Below are 20,530 nucleotides of genomic sequence, written 5' to 3' on the forward strand. Positions count from 1 at the left end.
CTACCGGTTAGGGCTGCAACCACATTCTTACCAGAGACAGCAACTGCGCTGTATCGACGGGTTTCGCAACATAGTCAGATGCACCCGCTTCCAGGCATTTTTCCCGGTCGCCCTTCATGGCCTTGGCGGTCAGGGCAATGATGGGCAGCAGCCGGAATTTGGTGTTTTCGCGGATCCGTCGCATGGTCTCATAGCCGTCCATCTCGGGCATCATGACATCCATCAGGACCAGCGACAGGTCGTCGGTGGATTCCACCAGTTTGATCGCGTCCATGCCATTGCTGGCGTTGATGACCTGCATGCCGCGGCGTTCCAGCACGCTATTCAACGCAAAGATGTTACGGACGTCATCGTCCACCACCAGCACCTTGCGCCCGTGCAGCGGCTCATCGCCCTCGTGCAGGGCTTCGATCATTTTTTGCTTGGCCGGCGGCAGGTTGGTGACCACGCGATGCAGGAACAGGGCGGTCTCATCGAGCAATCGTTCCGGCGAGCGCACGCCCTTCAACACGATGCTCTTGGCCTTGGAGCGCAGCTCCTGCTCCTCGGCCTGCGACAGGTCGCGGCCGGTGAACACGACGATCGGGGTTTCCCGCAATTTCGCGTCGGTTTGGATCTCGGCCAGCAGCTCGAAGCCTGAAACATCGGGCAGACGCAGGTCGAGCACCACACAATCGAACTGCTTGGTGCGCATGGCTTGCAGCGCCTGCTCGCCGCTGCCGACCGCCGTGATAGTCACATCGTCGAAGCCGATCAGCTCGGCGATACTGAGCTGTTCGGCCGGATCGTCTTCCACCACCAGCAGCTCACGAACGTTCGCGGCCGCGAAGTTACGAATGCGAGTGAGCGCCGCCGCGAGCTCATCCGTGGTCGCGGGCTTGTTCATGAACGCATAGGCGCCGCGCTCCAGGCTGTACTGGCGCTCTTCCTCGACGGTGAGGATCTGTACCGGGATGTGGCGGGTGCTCGGGCTTTGTTTCAACTGATTGAGCACCGTCCAGCCGAGCATGTCGGGCAGGAACACATCGAGCGAGATCGCGGTCGGATGATACTTGCGCGCCATCGCGAGGCCGTCGGCACCGGTCTTGGCGACGATGACCTTGAAGCCATTGTCGCGTGCCAGGCTCAGCAGCACTTTTCCATAGTGCGGATCGTCCTCGATGATGAGCAGCACGCGATCGTTCGGCTGCAGATCGTTGCGATCGTCGACCAGTTCCTCGGCACGCAGCGGCAAGGGCAACGGCTGGAACGGGGTGTTTTGCGCCGGGCTGCTGCCGGGTTGCGCCTTCGCCTGACGATAGGCGGAGCCCACGAACGTCAGCGGCAGATACAACGTGAAGGTACTGCCCTGGCCCGGGGCGCTGACCAGACGCAACTCACCACCCAGGAGGTGGGCAAGCTCGCGGCTGATCGCAAGACCCAGACCCGTGCCGCCGTACTTGCGTGAGGTACCGGCGTCGGCCTGTTGGAAGGCTTCGAAAATGATTCTTTGTTTCTCGGGCGCGATACCGATGCCGGTATCGGTGACCGAGAACGCAACGACGGTCTGCACCTGGTTGAGCACGGGATGATCGGAGCTCCAGCCCGATTGCGCCGTTCGCACCCGCAAGGTCACGCTGCCTTGAGCGGTGAACTTGAAGGCGTTCGACAGCAGGTTCTTCAACACCTGCAACAGACGTTTCGGATCGGTGGAGATCTGCCGACCCAGCGCCGGATCGAAATCCGCCGTGAATTGCAGGGCACGAGCTTCGGCTTCGTGACGGAAGTTGCGCTCGACGGTCTCGCGCAGATGCGAGAACAACAGGTCCTCGGAGTCCACCGTCACCGTGCCGGACTCGATCTTCGACAAGTCCAGGATGTCGCTGATCAGGTTCAACAGGTCGGTGCCGGCGCCGTGAATGGTCTTCGCGAACTCGATCTGACGCGGCGATAAGTTCTGATCCGCGTTCTCGGCCAGCTGCTGACCCAGGATCAGAATACTGTTGAGCGGCGTGCGCAGCTCGTGCGACATGTTCGCAAGGAACTCGGACTTGTAACGCGAGGTGAGCGCAAGCTCGGTCGCCTTTTCCTCGAGCGCGCGTCGGGCCAGCTCGATTTCCTCGTTCTTGCGTTCCACCTCGGCGTTCTGCTCGGCGAGCAGCTGCGCCTTGTTGGCAAGTTCCTCGTTGGTCTGTTGCAGCTCCTTCTGTTGAGTCTGCAATTCGCCCGCGAGTTCCTGCGACTGTTTTAGCAGGCCCTCGGTACGCATGGTCGCTTCGATGGTATTGAGCACGACGCCGACGGAGCCCGCGAGCTGTTCGAGGAACGCGAGCTGGGAGGCGGTGTACTCATGCAACGAGGCGAGCTCGATCACGGCCTTCGCCTGGCCTTCGTACAGAATCGGCAGGGCGATGACGTTGCGGGCACGCGCGGTGAGCAGGCCGCTACGCACATGGATGGAATCGATCGGGACATTCTCGAGCAGGATGCGCCGGCCGTCGGCGGCGCACTGGCCGACCAGACCTTCGCGCAAAGCGTACTGACGTCGGTCGCCGCGATTCGCATCGGCGTAGGTTGCGAACTCCTTCAAGACCTTCTGATCGTTGTCGAGCTCGGCGATATACAAAATCGCCTGTTGCGCGCCGACCAGCGGCGCGAGTTCCGCGAGCAGAATTTCGCCCATGGTGACGAGGTCGCGTTGACCTTGCATCATGCGGCTGAACTTCGCGAGGTTGGTCTTCAGCCAGTCCTGCTCGGTGTTGCGCTCGGTGGTCTCGCGCAAGTTGCCGATCATGGCGTTGATGTTGTCCTTGAGCTCGGACACCTCGCCACGCGCGTCGACCTGAATGGAGCGGGTGAGGTCGCCCTTGGTCACGGCGGTCGCGACTTCGGCGATAGCGCGCACCTGGGTGGTGAGATTCGCGGCGAGCAGGTTCACGTTCGCCGTGAGGTCTCGCCAGGTACCGGCGGCGCCCGGCACGTTCGCCTGACCGCCGAGTCGGCCTTCGACGCCCACTTCGCGGGCCACGCTCGTCACCTGGTCGGCGAAGGTCGCAAGCGTGGTCGTCATGCTGTTGATGGTTTCGGCGAGCGCCGCGACTTCGCCCTTGGATTCCACGGTGAGACGCTGACGCAGATCGCCGTTCGCCACGGCCGTCACCACCTTCACGATACCGCGCACCTGGTTCGTGAGGTTGTTCGCCATGGTGTTGACGTTATCGGTGAGGTCTTTCCAGGTACCGGCCACCCCGGGCACGCCGGCCTGACCGCCGAGCTTACCTTCGGTACCCACTTCACGCGCCACACGCGTCACTTCGGCGGAGAAGGAGTTGAGCTGGTCGACCATCGTGTTGATGGTTTCCTTCAGCTGCAGGATTTCGCCTTTCACGTCGACGGTGATCTTGCGGGACAAGTCACCTCGCGCCACGGCCGTGGTCACTTCGGCGATGTTACGAACCTGACCCGTCAAGTTCGAGGCCATGGAGTTCACGTTGTCCGTGAGATCTTTCCACGTACCTGCGACGCCCGGCACGATGGCCTGGCCGCCGAGTTTACCTTCCGTACCCACTTCACGCGCCACGCGCGTCACTTCAGCGGCGAAGCCGTTCAACTGGTCCACCATCGTGTTGATGGTTTCTTTCAGCTGCAGAATTTCGCCACGCACGTCCACCGTGATCTTGCGCGACAAGTCGCCGCGCGCGATGGCGGTGGCCACCTCGGCGATGTTACGCACCTGGCCGGTCAAGTTGGACGCCATCGAGTTCACGTTGTCGGTGAGGTCCTTCCACACGCCCGACACGTCTTTCACTTCGGCCTGACCGCCGAGCTTGCCTTCGGTACCGACTTCGCGCGCCACGCGCGTCACTTCGGCGGCGAAGCCGTTCAACTGGTCCACCATCGTGTTGATGGTTTCTTTCAGCTGCAAGATTTCGCCTTTCACGTCGGCCGTGATCTTGCGCGACAAGTCGCCGTTCGCGATGGCGGTGGCCACTTCGGCGATATTACGCACCTGACCGGTCAAGTTACCGGCCATGGAGTTCACGTTATCGGTGAGGTCCTTCCACACCCCCGAGATGCCTTTCACCTCGGCCTGACCGCCGAGCTTACCTTCGGTGCCCACCTCGCGGGCCACGCGCGTCACTTCGGCGGAGAAGCCGTTCAGCTGGTCGACCATCGTGTTGATGGTTTCTTTCAGCTGCAGGATTTCGCCTTTCACGTCCACGGTGATCTTGCGGGACAAGTCGCCTCGCGCCACCGCGGTCGTCACTTCGGCGATGTTTCTCACCTGGCCGGTGAGATTTTCGGCCATGGAGTTCACCGAGTCGGTGAGATCCTTCCAGGTGCCACCGGCGCCGGTCACGTTCGCTTGACCGCCAAGCTTTCCTTCTGAGCCCACCTCACGCGCCACGCGCGTCACTTCGGAGGCGAAGGAGCGCAGCTGGTCCACCATCGTGTTGATGGTTTCTTTCAGCTGCAGAATTTCACCGCGCACGTCCACCGTGATCTTGCGGGACAAGTCGCCGCTCGCGATGGCGGTGGCCACGTCGGCAATGTTTCGGACCTGGCCGGTGAGGTTCGAGGCCATCGCGTTCACGTTGTCGGTGAGGTCTTTCCACACACCCGACACGTCTTTCACTTCGGCCTGACCGCCGAGCTTGCCTTCGGTACCGACTTCGCGCGCCACGCGCGTCACTTCGGCCGCAAAACCGTTCAGCTGGTCGACCATCGTGTTGATGGTTTCCTTCAGCTGCAGGATTTCGCCTTTCACGTCCACCGTGATCTTGCGAGACAAGTCGCCTCGCGCCACGGCGGTGGTCACCTCGGCGATGTTACGCACCTGACCGGTGAGGTTGGTGGCCATGGCGTTGACCGAGTCGGTCAAGTCTTTCCACGTGCCTGCGACACCTGGTACGAGCGCCTGGCCGCCGAGCTTGCCTTCGGAACCCACCTCTCGAGCCACGCGCGTCACTTCGGAGGCGAAGGAGCGCAACTGATCCACCATCGTGTTGATGGCTTCCTTCAGCTGCAAGATTTCGCCACGCACGTCCACCGTGATCTTGCGTGACAAGTCGCCGTTCGCGACGGCGATGGTCACTTCGGAAATGTTTCGGACCTGACCGGTCAAGTTACCGGCCATGGAGTTCACGTTATCGGTGAGATCCTTCCACACGCCTGAGATGCCGGGCACGATGGCCTGACCGCCGAGCTTGCCTTCGGTACCCACCTCGCGCGCCACGCGCGTCACTTCGGCGGCGAAGCCGTTCAACTGGTCCACCATCGTGTTGATGGTTTCTTTGAGCTCCAGAATTTCGCCTTTCACGTCGACGGTGATCTTGCGGGACAAGTCACCGCGCGCCACGGCCGTGGTCACCTCGGCGATGTTACGAACCTGACCCGTCAGGTTCTTCGCCATGGCGTTGACCGAGTCGGTCAAGTCTTTCCAGGTACCCGCAACGCCCGGCACGATGGCCTGACCGCCCAGCTCACCTTCGGAGCCCACCTCTCGAGCCACGCGCGTCACTTCGGAGGCGAAGGAGCGCAGCTGATCCACCATCGTATTGATGGCTTCCTTCAGCTGCAGAATTTCACCGCGCACGTCCACCGTGATCTTGCGCGACAAGTCGCCGTTGGCCACGGCGATGGTCACTTCGGAAATGTTTCGGACCTGGCCCGTCAAGTTGGAGGCCATCGAGTTCACCGAGTCGGTGAGGTCCTTCCAGGTACCCGCGACGCCCGGCACGGTCGCTTGACCGCCGAGCTTGCCTTCGGTACCCACTTCGCGCGCCACGCGGGTCACTTCGGCCGCGAAGCCGTTCAACTGGTCCACCATCGTATTGATGGTTTCTTTCAGCTGCAGAATTTCGCCTTTCACGTCCACCGTGATCTTGCGAGACAAGTCGCCTCGTGCCACGGCGGTGGTCACCTCGGCGATATTACGAACCTGGCCGGTCAAGTTCGCGGCCATGGAGTTCACCGAGTCGGTGAGATCTTTCCAGGTGCCTGCGACACCGGGCACCACGGCCTGACCGCCGAGCTTGCCTTCGGAGCCCACCTCACGCGCCACGCGTGTCACTTCGGAGGCGAAGGAACGCAGCTGATCCACCATCGTGTTGATGGCTTCCTTCAGCTGTTGAATTTCGCCGCGGACGTTGGCGGTGATCTTGCGGGACAAGTCGCCGCTCGCGATGGCGGTCGCCACCTCGGCGATGTTTCGCACCTGACCGGTGAGATTGCCGGCCATGGAGTTCACATTCTCGGTGAGGTCTTTCCAGGTACCGGCGGCGCCCGGCACCACGGCCTGGCCACCGAGCTTGCCTTCGGTGCCGACCTCGCGGGCCACGCGCGTCACCTCGGACGTGAACAAGCCCATCTGCTCGATCATCGTGTTAACAATAGTGGCCGAGCGTAGGAATTCACCTTTCAACGGCCGGCCATCCGTTTCCAGACGCACGGTCTGCGACAGGTCGCCCTTGGCGACCGCGGTGATGGTGCGTGTCACTTCGGTCGTCGGCCAGAGCAGGTCGTCGATCAGCGTGTTGATCGAGCCTTCCATGTCGCCCCAGGCGCCGGAGCGGCGATCGATGCCCACGCGATGCCGCGTCTTGCCTTCCTTACCGACCAGCTGCCCGGCGCGGGACATTTCTTCGGAGAGCCGCTGGTTCGAGGCGATGATGTCGTTCAGCGTCTCGGCGATCTTGCCTTCGATGCCTTCGTGGTCGCCGGCGATGCGCACCGAGAAGTTGCCGTCCCGAACCGCCTGCAAGGTGAGCAGCAGGTTCTTCAGATCGAACGGCACGGGCGCTTTGGGGCGGCTGATCTTGCCGAGCTTGGCAGCGCTCTTCGCAGCAGGTATTTTTTTCACGGGCGCGGCTTTGGCGATCCGACGACGAACTCTCGCGGGGGTTTGCATTAAAGCTCCGAGTTACTGGCGGGCCTGATCGTCAGGCGAGGGATCGCGAACCTTGCGCACGCTGCCCAAGTATCTGTTGTTGTTGCTACAGGGGTGGGACGGAAGCTATCCATTCGATACAGCACGTGCAACCCTTACACGTCGAATACTCCTACGCCTGAAAGAAAGTTCCTGACAGCCGGAACTTTCTTGCGTAGTAAGTCGTTTGACTCGGTTCAGCGGGACGCAATTATAACGAGCTAGAGCAGCAAAGGTCGAACGGACGGGAGATGACGGCGGGAGCAATTGATCCAGCAGTCGAGAGATTTCTTCTCGACAGCATCGACACGGTGCCTCACCTGGAGGCTCTGCTGTTGCTCTTCCAGTCGCCGTCCATCGCCTGGACCGTCGTCGATCTCGCCGCTCGCATCTATGTCCCCGAGAAACAGGCCAACGGCATTCTCGAAGACCTCACGCGCCGCTCGCTGATCGTGCGCAACGATCAGAGCCCGCCGCAGTACCAATACGTCGAACGCTCGCCGGAGCAGAGCGCGCTGCTCGAGAATGTGGCCCGGAGCTATCGGACGCAGCTGGTGCAACTGACCAGATTCATTCACTCCAATGCCTCGGGCTCGGTGCGCGACTTCGCGCGGGCGTTCCGGCTCAAGGACAAGGACTAGCGACATGCTGCCAAAGCTCGTGTACCTGCTGGGAGCCATCGTGACCGCGATGTGCGCAATGTTGTTGTTGAGGGGTTTCGCGCGCTCGCGCAGCCGGCTGCTGTTGTGGAGCGGTCTGTGTTTCGCGGGGCTCACCCTGTCGAATGTATTGTTGTTCGTGGACCTGGTGCTGCTGCCGTCCGATCACAGTCTATATATGTGGCGGTTGAGCACGGCCGCCGGCGCGATGCTGCTGCTGGTGTACGGACTGGTCTTCGAGAGCGAGTGACCCATGGTCGAGGGCTTTTTACTGGGTGTGATCGTCACGGCGTCGCTGACCGCCGCCGGCTTCTTCTGGCGCTTCTACCGCCAGACGAGCGACAAGTTGTTCCTCGCGTTCGCGGCGGCCTTCGCCATCGAAGGCATCAACCGCACGGCGTTCCTGCTGGTCGACAAGCCGAGCGAGGGCAGCCCCATCATCTATATGGTGCGCCTCGTTGCGTTCCTGCTGATCCTTGGCGCCATCGTGGCGAAGAACCGGGACAGCTCGCCGAAGTAAGCCAGACTCATTCGGCGGAACCGGGCGCCGGGGCGAGGACGTTTGTCTCGCATGACCTGGAGCCGAAGGCAGATCGTTGCCGCGGGCGTGATTGGCGCGCTGCTCGCCATTGCAGTCACCATCATTGCGCTGAACTTCATGCAGCCCGAGCGCCGTATCGAGCGGCAGGTCGAGCATCGCTACACCACCGACGATCCGCGGTTCCGGCATGAGCTGAGCACGCTGCTCGGGCCGCCCATTCTCGAGGGCAATCGGGTCGCGAACTTCGAGAACGGCGATCAAATATTCCCGGCGATGCTCGAAGCCATTCGCGGCGCGCGTCATAGCATCAACTTTGAGACCTACATCTATTGGTCGGGCGATATCGGCCGAGAGTTCGCCGATGCGTTGATCGAGCGGGCCCACGCCAAGGTGCCGGTCCATGTGCTGGTCGATTGGGTGGGCAGCCAGAAGATGGATGAAGTGCTGGTCCACGAGATGGCGGATGCGGGCATTCGTATCGAGCGCTATCACCCGCTGCAGTGGTATCACCTGGTCCGCATGAACAATCGCACCCACCGCAAGCTCCTGGTGGTGGATGGCAAGATCGGCTTCACCGGTGGGGTGGGGATCGCGGATCAATGGTCGGGCAATGCCCAGGACGAGGAGCATTGGCGGGATTCGCACTATCGCATCGAGGGCCCGGCGGTCGCACAGATGCAGGCCGCGTTCATGGACAACTGGATCAAGGCGACCGGTGGCGTTTTACGCGGCGAGGATTACTTTCCACCGCTCGAACCTCTCGGCGATGCGGCCGGGCAGGTGTTCACGAGCTCGCCGACCGGCGGTGCCGATAGCATGCTGCTCATGTACCTGCTCGCGTTCTCATCGGCCGTGAAGACCATCGATATCTCGGCCTCGTACTTCGTGCCGGACGAATTGACGTTGCGGGTGTTGATCGATGCGCTCAAGCGAGGCGTGCGCGTGCGGGTCATCGTGCCGGGCGAGGACATCGATACCGAGATCGTGCGCAAGGCATCGCGTGCCTCCTGGGGCGAGTTGCTGGCGGCCGGCGCGCAGATCCATGAGTACCAGCCGACGATGTTTCATTGTAAGACGGTCATCGTCGACGGGCTGCTGGTCTCGGTCGGCTCGACCAACATCGATACCCGCTCGTTCCGTCTCAATGACGAAGCCAACTTGAACGTCTACGACGCCGCCTTTGCGCGAGCGCTGACCAGAGTCTTCGAGCAGGATTTGAAACACACGCGGCAGATCACCCTGCAAGCCTGGCTGCATCGGCCGTTCACCGAGAAGATCATGGAGAACGCCGCGGCGGCACTATCGTCGCAGCTGTAGCCTCATCACTAACTTAGGTTAATGCTTGCGACGATTTCCCTTGCGTGAGTGCGCGCGTTGTCGCTCGCCGAGTTCCTTACGACGGGTCGCGCCCACCTCGCGCACATCGGTATCGGACTTGCCTTCGTCCAGTTCCTTGCGGGCCTGTTGTGCGAGCTCGCGATAGCCCTTGCTGATGCGCGCCAGATCCTCTTCTTCGAGCTCCTCCAGATCCAGCAAGGCGAGGTGCGCGCCGTCGATGGAGCGGATCAACTCGTCGAGCTTGACCTGGATGGCCTCCGAATCGCGGTTCTGCGTGTTCTGAATCAGGAACACCATCAGAAAGGTGATGATGGTGGTGCCGGTGTTGATGACCAGCTGCCAGGTGTCGCTGAAGCCGAAGACGGGGCCGCTCACGGCCCAGATCACGATGATGGCGAGGGCCGCGCAGAAGGTCGCAGGATGGCCGGCGGCGCGGGCAGTCGATTTGGCGAAGCGGGTAAACCAGGTGCGTTTGCGATCGGTACTTCCAGCCATGCTCAGCTCCAAAACTATTTTTTCAGCGCATCGAGGCGGTCGCGAATCAGCTGACCGATCTCGGCGACGGTATTCGGCTTCATCACAACGTCTCGCACGCCAATTTGCTCCGCGCGTCGGGCGTCCTCGGCGCGCACGTAGCCGGAAGTAATGATGATGGGCAGACCGGGCCGGAGTTGCAGCAGCGCTTCGGCCAGGTCCATGCCGCTCATGCCGGGCATGCCCAGATCGGTCAGGACCAGGTCGAAGCTGTCGGGATTGGCACGCACGGCATCGATCGCATCGGTGGGGCGGGTCATGCCCGTCACGTTGTAGCCCATGCGTTCCATCATGCGCGTGACCAGATGCACCAGCTGCTCTTCGTCATCGACATAGAGCACATGCTCGCCCTTGCCGGTGGGCGCCGTGGTGGCGGAGGACGTCTTCGCGGCGTCCTCCGCCTCGCGCGCGGCCGCGGGAAAATACAGATCGAACACCGTGCCGGTGCCGGGCTGGCTGTGAACCAGAATGGCGCCGTGATGGCCTCGCACGATGCCGTGCACGACCGAGAGGCCGAGCCCCGTGCCTTCGCCGTGTCCTTTGGTGGTGAAGAACGGTTCGAATACTCGCTCGATCAGTTCCGGAGGGATGCCCGTGCCCGTATCTGCCACCGAAATGCGCAGATAGCGGCCGGGATGCAGGTCGGGAGAGGGACTGTCGCGCAAGGAGTCGATGTGATCCTCCGTCAATCGAATGGTGAGTGTGCCGCCATGGCTCAGCATGGCGTCGCAGGCGTTCTTGCCCAGATTCATCAACACTTGATGGACCTGCGTGGCATCGGCCATCACCGGCGGCGGGTGCGTGTCGGCTTCCAGGCGAATGTCGATCATTCGCGGAACGGTCGCGCGTAACAGGCGTAGCGCTTCTTCGACCACCGGGCGCAGATCGATCAGATGTTGAATGTTTTGTTCCGGGCGACTGAACGCCAGGATCCGTCGCACCAGATCCTTCGCGCGGCCCGTGGCACGTTTGATTTCATACAACGAGGTCGTGGCCGGATGATCCGGCGCGAGATCTTCGATGGCGAGTTGCGCATTGCCGGAGATCGCGGTCAGCACATTGTTGAAGTCGTGCGCGATGCCGCCCGCGAGCGTGCCCAACGCTTCCATCTTCTGCGACTGACGCAACTGACCTTCCAGTGCCGCGCGCTCCTCGTTGGCCCGCTTGCGGTCGGTGATGTCGTGAATCGCGACGTTCACGCCGATGATGTTGCCGACCTCATCGCGCAAGGCATGATGATTGCCGACCCAATAGCGGGGCGCTTCAGTCGAGGGCACGACGCTGTTGTATTCGACATTCACGATCGGCTTGCCCGTGGCCAGCACCTGTTGGCAGATCGGCACGAGCACGCCCGCAAGTTCCGGCGTCGCCTCGTCGATCGTGAGGCCGATCAAGGCGTCCCGCGCGTGTCCGCTCATTTCCATCATCTGCTTGTTGATGCGTACGTAGCGCAGCTGTCGATCGATCACGCACAGCCCGACCTGCGCGTTGGCATAGATCGATTCGATCTCGATCAGCTGTCGACGCGCGGTTTCCTCGCTCTGTCTCAAGGCGCGCTCTCGCTCCTCGACAGTTTCGAGCATCGCGTTGAAGTCGCGCGCCAGTTGGCCGACTTCATCGGAGCTGTCGCTTGCGACGCGGCGTCGATAGTCCCGCAAGCGAGTCACGTCACGCGCCGTCGCGGCCAGCGCCTGCACCGGCTCGGAAATGGCACGACGCAGGGTGATGGACAACATCATCGCGAGCGCAAACAACGACAAGGCTACGGCACCCAGCAACGGCGCATATTCCCAGACGCGATCGGCGAAGGGCGTCAACGCCGTGGCAATCCACAGGTCGGCATCGAGCGGGCCGCGGGAATCGATGTGATATTGGGTAAGGATCCGTCCCGTCCCGATCAGCCGTTGTTGGATCTTCGCGTCCGAGAGATCCACTCGCTGTGTGCTCGGACGGTGATATTCGGCGAAGACGGTGCCGTCCTCCAGAACGATCGCCAGTGCCTCGATGTTTGGATCGCGCCCGAGTGCGCTCAAGTATTCGTTCGCGGTTCGTGCATCCTGAAACTCGACCGCCGCGGTCACGATGGCCGCGATGCTCTGCGCCTGGGCATGCGCATCTTCGACCGCTCGCGGGCGATACGTGCTGAAGTCATAAATCGCCGCGGCAGCCACCGCCAGCAGCAACGCGACGACCGCCGCCAAGCCCACCAGCAACAGCAGCCGGCGCTGCAGTGGCAGGTGACTGAAGGCGGGGAGTTTCATCGCGGCTCCTCGACACCCGGCGGCGGATTGCGATGAACCCTGCGAGCCGCGACCAGCATCTGTGAGCTGGCGGTCAAGCCGGCACGGTGCATCGGCTCCAGGCTTGCCTCGAAGCGAATGCGCTCCTGACCGCCGTCGACCTCTCTGACGAAACTCAGCATGGCGCCACGATCCAGCGCGACGAGATGTTCGGTGATCGTGAGTACCGGATGCTGGCCGAGCAGTTGCAGCCACTGAGTCGTTCGTTCGCTCTCCGGCTGGGTGGCGGGCGAGGTGGCAATGAAGGCGACGTGGCAACCCTCGGCGTCCCGGGCATCGGCGACCCGGCGGACGCTCAGCGGGCGTTGCTGGCTTTGTTGCCCGGCCATCGTCTCATCGAGCACCGTGCCGAACGGATCCGCGCCCACCACGCAGATCACGATGGGTGCGGTCGGGGTGGGAAAGGCGCTCGAGGGCCACTCGACATAGCGAGTGAACAACAGGATATAGCCGGCCTTGATGCTGTACTCGGGCTCGGCAAGCGCGGGCACCGCGAGCAGCGCGGCGAATAGAAACATTGGCGACCACAGCCACCGCATCGCTACCTGCGCCAGGTCAAGGCGAGATACACGCTGCGCTCGATGTAAGGATCGATGGGAAAGGACGCGGTCCGAAACTCCGCGTGCCGGTCATCCCACAGATTCTGACCCACGAGTGCCAGCTCCAGCCCTCCGGCCAATGCCTTGGCCACGCGCACCTCCGCACTCACGTAGCTGCTCACGTTCAACGCCGGCAACTCGTCGACATAGCGCAGGCCGACGCCGATCTGCCAGTCCTTGCCCAGATCCAGATAGGAACGCAGCGACGCCTGTAGTTGTGCCGACGATCCTGTGATGTTTTTGGCCAGCAGCACCTCGGAGGGCACCACCTTCAGATCCAGATACGACAGCTCGCCCAACAGGCGCCAGCGCGGCTTCGCCTGCCACACGCCGCTCAACTCAGCGCCATTCGCATGTCCGGCGCCGTTATTGACCGGCAGCAATGCCAGACTCCAGAACTCGGGCGCGAGCGTCACGGTGTCGAGCGGCTGCGGGACATACAGGATCAGGTTGTCGTAATCGTTATAAAACACCGAGGCACTGAGCATCGCGCCATTGCGCCACCGGCCGCGCCAGCCCAGCTGATATGCAATCAACTCCTCCGACCTGAGATCTCGATTGCCCAGGATCGGTGCAATGACCGCCGGCGAGCCTGGCCCGAATGTTCCAGGCGGCGAGACTTGATTGACGTAGTACCGGGACTCGTCAGCAAACGTCGGTGTGCGCACCGCGCGGCCCACCGCGGCCCACAGCAGTTGCGAGTCCGTGAGACTCCAGCCAAGGCGCACGTCGGGTTGCCATTCCGTGCCGGTGAACGGGTTGTCCTCCACGCGCACGCCGAGCGTCAACCCGACTTGTTTTGTGAGTTGAACTTCGTCCTGCAGATACACCGACGCCTGATGCAGCGTCCGATCGGGCGGCGTGAAGGTCAGTTGGAAGGTGGACGTGGTGTCGTGCTGGATATAACGATAGAGCGCGCCCGCCGAAATAGAGTGAATGCGGGCCAGCTGCCTGCTGTAACGAACGCCGATATCGACCGTGTCGCTTCGCTCGTCGGTGGGTTGCAGGCGACGTTCGAGTCGTTCGTACCACGCGCCGAATGCCAGCTCCGAGCCTTCGGCCAGATGTCGCACCCAGCTCGCCTGCACGAAGCCGCCGCGATTGAAGCCTTGCGGCGGCAATGTTTGATAGGGCGGCGTGGGCGAGGGCACGAAGCCGGGCTCGTCGAAATCGCCCGACTGCGCTTCGGCTTTCACAAAGACTCGATTGTCCTTGTCATCGCGGTCGTACCGGAAGCCGATGCGCGCCATGTCCCATGCATCGCCGGTGGGGCTGCCATCGCCCAACTCGGTGTCATCATGCTGGCTGTAATCGAGGTACGCGCGATACCAGGCGTTCTCGCCCGCCGTGCCACCATATCTGAAGCTGCCGAACACCTTCTCTTCTGTGCCGGTGCCCACCAGTAGCGCCGTGCCCTGCGTTTCACGTGCGGAGCGCGACAGAATGTTGACGACGCCGTTCATCGCATTGGCGCCCCACACGGAGCCGGCCGGTCCGTTAATGACTTCGATGCGAGCCAGATCCTGATCGAGCCACGCATGCTGTTCCCAATACACCCCCGACCACAGCGGCGTGTACACCGACCGGCCATCGACCAGCACCAGCAACTTGTCCACCGTGATCGTGTTGAAGCCGCGAGCCGAGATGGACCAGCGGGGCGCATTGAACTGTGACACCTGAACGCCCGGCGCATAGCGCAAGGCGTCCGGAATATTCCTGATTCCGATGTAGTTCAATTCCTCGGCGGTCAACACGGTTGCAGCGGCGGGCGAGGTGAATTGGGGTCGCGCCGTGCCCGTTACCGAAGTGACGGTAAGACTTGCAAGTTGCTCGAAGGTCGGATCGCGAATGATGACGTTGTCCGCAAGCGCGCTGCCGGCTGCCGCCATCGAATGGATCGCGATCGCGACACGTATCGTTGTCGTTCGAGCGTTCACGCGCCGGCCCGTAGTCAATCGGATTCTGCCGCTGAGCTGACGGGGGACCGTACGCCAGCCCTTCCTCCCACGGAATTAGGGACTAACCGGAGTCGATGATTCTGCCAACGGCCGCGAGTGCTATAGCAACGCGCAGGCGGTCTGCTAGTGTTGTCACATGAAATCCAGAGCCCCTCAAGTCTGTGTCCTCGGCAGTGCCGAGCCCGGCTCGCCGGCCTATGAGCTGGCGGGTGCGGCGGGTGAGTTTTTGGCCCGCCGCGGTGTTACCGTCGTCAGCGGTTGCGGCAGCCCGGCGACTCGACACGCCGCTGAACGGGCACTCGCCGCCGGCGGTCTCGTGGTGAGCATCGTGCCCTCGAACGATATCGGCCTGCATGACTGGCCTTGCACCGTACTCATTCCGAGCGGTATGGGCGATGCTCGCAATCTGATGATGGCGCTCGCCGGTGATGCATGTATCGTGATCGGCGGGCGCGCCGGAACGATCTCCGAAGTGTGTCTCGCCTGGTTACATCATCGACCGCTGCTGCCGCTCACGGGCTGCGGCGGCTGGTCGGATCAGCTCGAGCGCAATCCCCCGGATGAGCGGCAGAACTCGAAGATCGTTTCGTGGGGCTCGATTGCGGAGCTGGAACGCGCGCTCGCCGGGCTCGGTTTGGTTCAAGCGCACGGATGATTGCCGCGAATTTCTGCGACGTGCGCGCAGGCAAACCCTGATCGAGGCGCCGACGACTTCAGAAGTGAACCGCGCGGCCGATAGCCCACCGAGTGTTTCTGTCTCGGTACCGGTTCCATGAATCTCAGTGTCAAAGCCCGCCTCATCGCCACCACCGGCGCCCTGGTCGTCGTGCTGGTCGCCATCTCGCTCATGAGCCTGATGGCGTTGAGCAAGATCAACTACAACGTCAACTACATGTTCGAGCGGCGCACGCAGCCGGTGGCCTGGATCGGCGAGATCCACACGCTTCAGCTGCATATCGTGCAGGTGCTGGATCTGGCGTTGGCGCAGCGTACGCCAGCATCGTTGGCCGCGGCTGATCGGCAGATCGATCAGGATATGAATCAGATCGAACGGCGTATCAAGGATCGCGAAGCACTGATCACGACCGAGGGCGCTCGCAAGCTCCACAATGAAACATTGAGCCTACGCGCGCCCGTGCTCACGGCCATCGAAGCCATCCGAGCCGCGGCGCATGCCGGCGATATGGATCGGGCCAACAAGCTTCGCATCGAGCAATTGGAGCCCGCGTTCGCGGCGTTCAGCGAGAACATCGAAAGCTCCATCAAATTTCAGTTCGATAACGCCGCGAAGATGCGCGACGAATCGCAGGCCATGTATGAGAGCAATCGCATTCTCGTGCTCAGCCTCGCGAGCATCGGCATTCTCGCGGCGATCGTGCTCTCGACGCTGTTGGTGCGATCAATCATGCGATCGTTGACCGAAGCGGTGAAGGTGTCGCGCAAGATCGCCGGTGGCGAGCTGGGCGGTGAGGTGCATATCGAGCGTCGGGACGAACTCGGCGTGCTGCTCGAATCGCTCAAGTCGATGGATGGCAAGCTCGGTGAGATCGTCCATGGCGTGCGCAATGCCGCCAACACTGTCGGCGATGCCGCGGATCAGCTGACCCAAGGTAACGACGATTTGTCTCAGCGCACGCAGGAGCAGGCCGCTGCCCTGGAGGAAACGGCATCGAGCATGGAGCAGATGACCGCGACCGTGCGACGTAACGCCGACAGCGCCCGTCAGGCCAATTCGTTGGCCGTGAGTGCGCGTAATCAGGCGGAGTCCGGCGGCTCGGTGGTCACTCGCGCAGTGTCCGCAATGGCCGAGATCAACGAGTCCAGTCGTCGCATCGCCGACATCATCGGCGTCATCGACGAGATCGCGTTCCAGACCAATCTGCTTGCGTTGAACGCCGCCGTCGAAGCAGCACGCGCGGGCGAGCAGGGCCGCGGCTTCGCGGTCGTCGCCTCCGAAGTTCGCTCACTCGCGCAACGAAGCGCGACCGCGGCGAAGGAAATCAAAGATCTCATCAACGACTCGGTGGGCAAGGTCAAGGCCGGCTCGGAGCTGGTCGAGGCCTCCGGCCAGACCCTGAATCAAATCACCACCGCCATCAAACGCGTCAGCGACATCGTCGCGGAAATTTCCGCCGCGAGCGAAGAGCAGTCCTCCGGCATTCAGCAGGTCAATCACGCCGTCACGCAGATGGACACGACCACTCAGCAAAATGCCGCACTGGTGGAGGAGGCCGCCGCAGCCAGCAAGGCGATGCAGATGCAGGCCCGCGAGCTGATCGAGTCGATCGCGTTCTTCCGAATCGCCGGCGCCTCCGTGGCGTCCGTTGGCCACAGCGCGCCGGCGCACGTCATCTCCATGCCATCGCACCCTGTCGCGACAGCTCGGGCCGCATAACAGGAGCGGCAACGTTTAATACGCGCACCCGCGTCGTCGGGAGGCTACACTCCGTTGGTGTGACTGATTCCAACAACGGAGCGAGGCATGGTGGCAAGAGCGTGGCGCGTCGGTGTGGCGTCGTTGGTTTGTGTGTTTGGGACGGCGTTGGCGCAGGGGGCGGATCAGGCTGACCTGACCTCCATCAATCGGATCGTCGATGAGGGCTTCAATCGTAGCGAATTGCCGCTGACGGCGGCCTATCTCACCGATCGCATCGGCGGTCGGCTCACCAACTCCCCGCAGATGCGCGAGGCCGAGCGCTGGACTCAGCAACAGTATCGCGACTGGGGCTTGAAGAACGTGCGCACCGAAGGCTTCGAATTCGGCCGCGGCTGGTCCATCGAGAAATCCAGCGTGCGTCTGTTGAAGCCGCGCGTCGCCACCTACAGCGCGATTCCCGTCGCATGGACGGCGCCTAGCAACGGCGCAATTACTGCGACCATCGTCGTCGCGCCCATGACCAAGGTCGCGGACTTCGAAAAATGGCGGGGCAAGCTGAAAGGGCAGATCGTGCTCGTGACGCAGCCGGACACGGGCGGCGAACCGCTCGTGGCGCCGTTCGTGCGGTTGAGTCGGGAAGACATCACCAAGTACGACACGTACAAGCAGCCCGTCGTTTCCATGGAAGAGGAGTTGGAGAAACGCCTGGAGCGCGGTCGCTTCGAGGCCAAGCGCGATGAATTCCTGGCCGGCGAAGGCGCGCTTGCTTGGGTTCGCAAGTCCTATCGCGAAGGCGGGCTGCTGCACGGTGAGGGCTATCAGCATCGTCGCGGTCAGTCGCCAAAGCTGCCGGGCTTCGAGCTCGCCGCCGAGCACTATCGTCAGCTCGCGCGTCTGGCCAAGACTGGCACCGCGCCGACGCTCGAGTTGATCAGCGACGTGCGCTATCACGATGAAGACTCGAATGCATATAACGTGTTCGCCGATCTGCCGGGCCGCGATGCCAAGGCGGGTTACGTGATGGCAGGTGCGCATCTAGACAGCTGGGTTGCCTCGGACGGTGCACAGGACAACGCCGCCGGTAGCGCGGTCGTGATGGAAGCCGCGCGCATTCTGACCAAGCTCGGGCTCAAGCCGAAGCGGACCATTCGGTTCGCGTTGTGGAATGGCGAAGAGCAGGGCCTGTATGGCTCGTTCAATTACACCGAGCGTCACCTGGTATCGCGTCCGCCGCTACAAGATCCGGCACGCGCCGCGCTGCCTGCGTATGCGACGTGGAATCTGCGCTGGCCCGTGACGCCCGGCCCGGACTACAACGCGCTCGCCGCTTATTTCAATCTCGACAACGGCTCGGGAAAGATTCGTGGCATCTATGCGGAAGGCAATATCGCAGCGACGCCCATTCTGAAGACCTGGCTCGCGCCGTTCGCGAGCATGGGCGCTGACTCGGTAGTTGCGACCACGACGTATGGCACCGATCACGTGCCCATGTCGGCCGTCGGCATCCCGGGCTTCCAATTCGTGCAAGACCCGCTCGATTACGGCAGCCGCATCCATCACACCAGCATCGACAGCTACGATCACTTGCGTATGGAAGATCTGAAGCAGGCAGCGGTGATCATGGCGTCCATGCTGTGGATGTCGGCGGAGCGCGATCAGCCATTGCCGAAGCGCCCGCTGCCGAGCAAGCCGCTGCAGACCGATCCCTTCGAGTACGAGGTCGAAACGCCGTCGCCCTGAGCGTTGGCGGCTACCGAAGAAAAAGCGGCCCCATAAAGTCGAAGCCCCGCAAAAGGCGGGGCTTCGTGCCGTCATCTCTATCGAACTTGGAGGATGACCCCACATTCTTGGGATGACCCTCGAGAGATTGCACGGCGATGGAAGAGAATCGGATTTCGGTTCCTGATGTTAGAGCACCGTTGCTCAAGTTCATTCCACCGATAACTTATCTGCTTCCGATGCGAGTGACGCGCGGCGGCGCGTGAAGGTTCCGGGAAAGATTTGTTTCCAGCGCCGACGGGGTCGTGGCTTATCCCGTCGGCCAGGAACCTACGTCGCATGTGTGCCGTTGTAGGTGCGTGATGTAACTCGGCTTTCCGCCGCACGTGAATATATTGCGCACACATTCCACGGACGAGTTCGTCAATTGGTCGGGCAGTGTGCGCTTCACGCCTCGCTCGCAAGTCTGGCCGGCAACTGCCGACGCAGTGTGCGTCTATGTTCGAGACGCCGCGGCACGCTCCCGAAAAATCAGAGTGGCAGGCTCTGGCCATTCCTCCTCACCATTGGTCGAAACGCCTGACATATTGATGTCGACGCGCGATCACCGTGGGCTAATCGACTACGACCTGACCACGAGTCGCGCGACCGTGGGGGCCGGGACAGTGTTGCAAGACCTCGGTCAGATTCTGCACGGCGTCGGCTTGGGCATGCAGAATCTCGGCGATGTCGATACACAAACCATTGCGGGCGTAATCAGCACCGGCACGCATGGCTCCGGTCGCAAACTCCAGAATATTTCCGCGACGCTGATCGGTGTGCGCATGGTCACGGGCACCGGCGAGATTGTCGACTGGTCGACCGAGAATGAACCCGATCTCATCAATGCCGCGCGTGTGTCGATGGGACTGCTGGGCATCTTTACTGCGGTGACCTTGCAACTGCAGCCCGCCTATCGATTGCGCCGGCGCGAATATTCCGTGCGTACCGATGACTGCCTGGCCCACCTTGACGAACTCGCGGATGCTCATCGTAACTTCGACTTCTACTGGTATCCCCGTCGCGATGAGGTGAAGTTGCGGACGCTGCATCCACCCGAGGACCCGGTGCCAGACTTGCCCTATGCACGCTGCCTGCCGGAACAGGAAGGCTACGGCCACGAGATCATCGCCCGCGAGCGCCAGCTGAAATTCGACGAGCTGGAGTATTTTGTACCGGCCGAAGCGGGGCCGGCCTGTTTTCGCGAGGTGAGACGCCGCATCCTCGAGCACCATCGCAAGCAGGTAGCCTGGCGCGTGTTGTATCGGCTGATCGCAAAGGACGAGGGCTTCTTGAGCCCGGTGCACGGGCGCGACTCGGTCGCGATCTCGCTGCATCAGAATGCAACGTTGCCCTATCAGGAATATTTCGACGACCTCGAGCCCATCCTGCGCGCCCACGATGGCCGGCCGCACTGGGGCAAGAAACATTCGTTGCACGGCACGGCACTTGCGGCCCTGTACCCGCGTTGGAATGACTTCATGACGCTGCGACGACGGCTCGATCCGCAAGGCGTGTTCTTGACCGCGCCCATGGCTCGACTGTTGGGCGAGGAGTGA

The 20,530-nt window shown here is 62.3% G+C and carries 13 protein-coding genes; 8 read left to right on the forward strand and 5 right to left on the reverse strand.

Features of this window, described 5'->3' with window-relative positions; genetic code table 11:
- Window positions 1-7 precede the first annotated feature (7 nt).
- Window positions 8-6,889 carry a HAMP domain-containing protein gene (locus ACFPN2_RS00035; protein WP_417774529.1) on the reverse strand — a complete coding sequence of 2,294 codons (6,882 nt, stop codon included), beginning with the start codon at window positions 6,887-6,889 and terminating at the stop codon, window positions 8-10.
- Window positions 6,890-7,158: 269 nt separating this feature from the next.
- Here ACFPN2_RS00035 and ACFPN2_RS00040 point away from each other — a divergent pair, with 269 nt between their 5' ends.
- Genes ACFPN2_RS00040 through ACFPN2_RS00055 form a run of 4 tightly spaced genes read left to right on the forward strand, consistent with a single transcriptional unit; the run spans window position 7,159 to window position 9,424 of the window.
- On the forward strand, window positions 7,159-7,548 hold the full coding sequence (locus ACFPN2_RS00040) for a hypothetical protein (RefSeq protein WP_380593736.1): 390 nt from the start codon (window positions 7,159-7,161) through the stop codon (window positions 7,546-7,548).
- A gap of 4 nt (window positions 7,549-7,552) precedes the next feature.
- Window positions 7,553-7,816: a DUF5985 family protein gene (locus ACFPN2_RS00045; RefSeq protein ID WP_380593738.1), complete on the forward strand. Its 264-nt coding sequence runs from the start codon at window positions 7,553-7,555 to the stop codon at window positions 7,814-7,816.
- 3 nt (window positions 7,817-7,819) lie between these two features.
- On the forward strand, window positions 7,820-8,086 hold the full coding sequence (locus ACFPN2_RS00050; protein WP_380593740.1) for a DUF5985 family protein: 267 nt from the start codon (window positions 7,820-7,822) through the stop codon (window positions 8,084-8,086).
- A 51-nt stretch (window positions 8,087-8,137) separates the two neighbouring features.
- Entirely contained in the window at window positions 8,138-9,424 is a 1,287-nt protein-coding gene (locus ACFPN2_RS00055; protein WP_380593742.1) for a phospholipase D-like domain-containing protein, read from the forward strand.
- Window positions 9,425-9,442: 18 nt separating this feature from the next.
- On the opposite strand, the gene ACFPN2_RS00060 is transcribed toward ACFPN2_RS00055, so the two are convergent.
- From ACFPN2_RS00060 to ACFPN2_RS00075, 4 genes are read right to left on the reverse strand one after another with little or no spacing between them, the layout of a single operon-like run.
- Window positions 9,443-9,940: a low affinity iron permease family protein gene (locus ACFPN2_RS00060; protein ID WP_380593744.1), complete on the reverse strand. Its 498-nt coding sequence runs from the start codon at window positions 9,938-9,940 to the stop codon at window positions 9,443-9,445.
- 14 nt (window positions 9,941-9,954) lie between these two features.
- Entirely contained in the window at window positions 9,955-12,240 is a 2,286-nt protein-coding gene (locus tag ACFPN2_RS00065; protein ID WP_380593746.1) for an ATP-binding protein, read from the reverse strand.
- The gene (locus ACFPN2_RS00070; protein WP_380593748.1) at window positions 12,237-12,818 is read right to left on the reverse strand and encodes a TOL_0243 family YfiR-like periplasmic protein; all 582 of its coding nucleotides are present in this window, start codon (window positions 12,816-12,818) and stop codon (window positions 12,237-12,239) included. The genes ACFPN2_RS00065 and ACFPN2_RS00070 overlap by 4 nt, the downstream gene beginning before the upstream one ends.
- Before the next feature lie 2 nt (window positions 12,819-12,820).
- A complete protein-coding gene (locus ACFPN2_RS00075; protein WP_380593750.1) occupies window positions 12,821-14,767 on the reverse strand; it encodes a TonB-dependent receptor plug domain-containing protein in 1,947 nt (648 codons plus the stop codon).
- A gap of 205 nt (window positions 14,768-14,972) precedes the next feature.
- On the opposite strand from ACFPN2_RS00075, the gene ACFPN2_RS00080 reads away from it, so the two are divergent.
- The 4 genes from ACFPN2_RS00080 (at window position 14,973) to ACFPN2_RS00095 (ending at window position 20,530) form a co-directional block, all read left to right on the forward strand.
- Window positions 14,973-15,491, forward strand: coding sequence for an SLOG cluster 4 domain-containing protein (locus ACFPN2_RS00080; RefSeq protein WP_380593752.1), 519 nt, complete (start codon window positions 14,973-14,975; stop codon window positions 15,489-15,491).
- A gap of 117 nt (window positions 15,492-15,608) precedes the next feature.
- Window positions 15,609-17,231 (forward strand): methyl-accepting chemotaxis protein, encoded by a 1,623-nt coding sequence (locus tag ACFPN2_RS00085; RefSeq protein WP_380593754.1) that lies wholly within the window; start codon window positions 15,609-15,611, stop codon window positions 17,229-17,231.
- 87 nt (window positions 17,232-17,318) lie between these two features.
- Window positions 17,319-18,953: a M28 family peptidase gene (locus tag ACFPN2_RS00090; protein WP_380593756.1), complete on the forward strand. Its 1,635-nt coding sequence runs from the start codon at window positions 17,319-17,321 to the stop codon at window positions 18,951-18,953.
- Between the two features lie 419 nt (window positions 18,954-19,372).
- The gene (locus tag ACFPN2_RS00095; protein ID WP_380595251.1) at window positions 19,373-20,530 is read left to right on the forward strand and encodes a D-arabinono-1,4-lactone oxidase; all 1,158 of its coding nucleotides are present in this window, start codon (window positions 19,373-19,375) and stop codon (window positions 20,528-20,530) included.

The sequence above is a fragment of the Steroidobacter flavus genome, assembly GCF_042651805.1.
In the GTDB taxonomy this organism is placed as follows: domain Bacteria; phylum Pseudomonadota; class Gammaproteobacteria; order Steroidobacterales; family Steroidobacteraceae; genus Steroidobacter; species Steroidobacter flavus.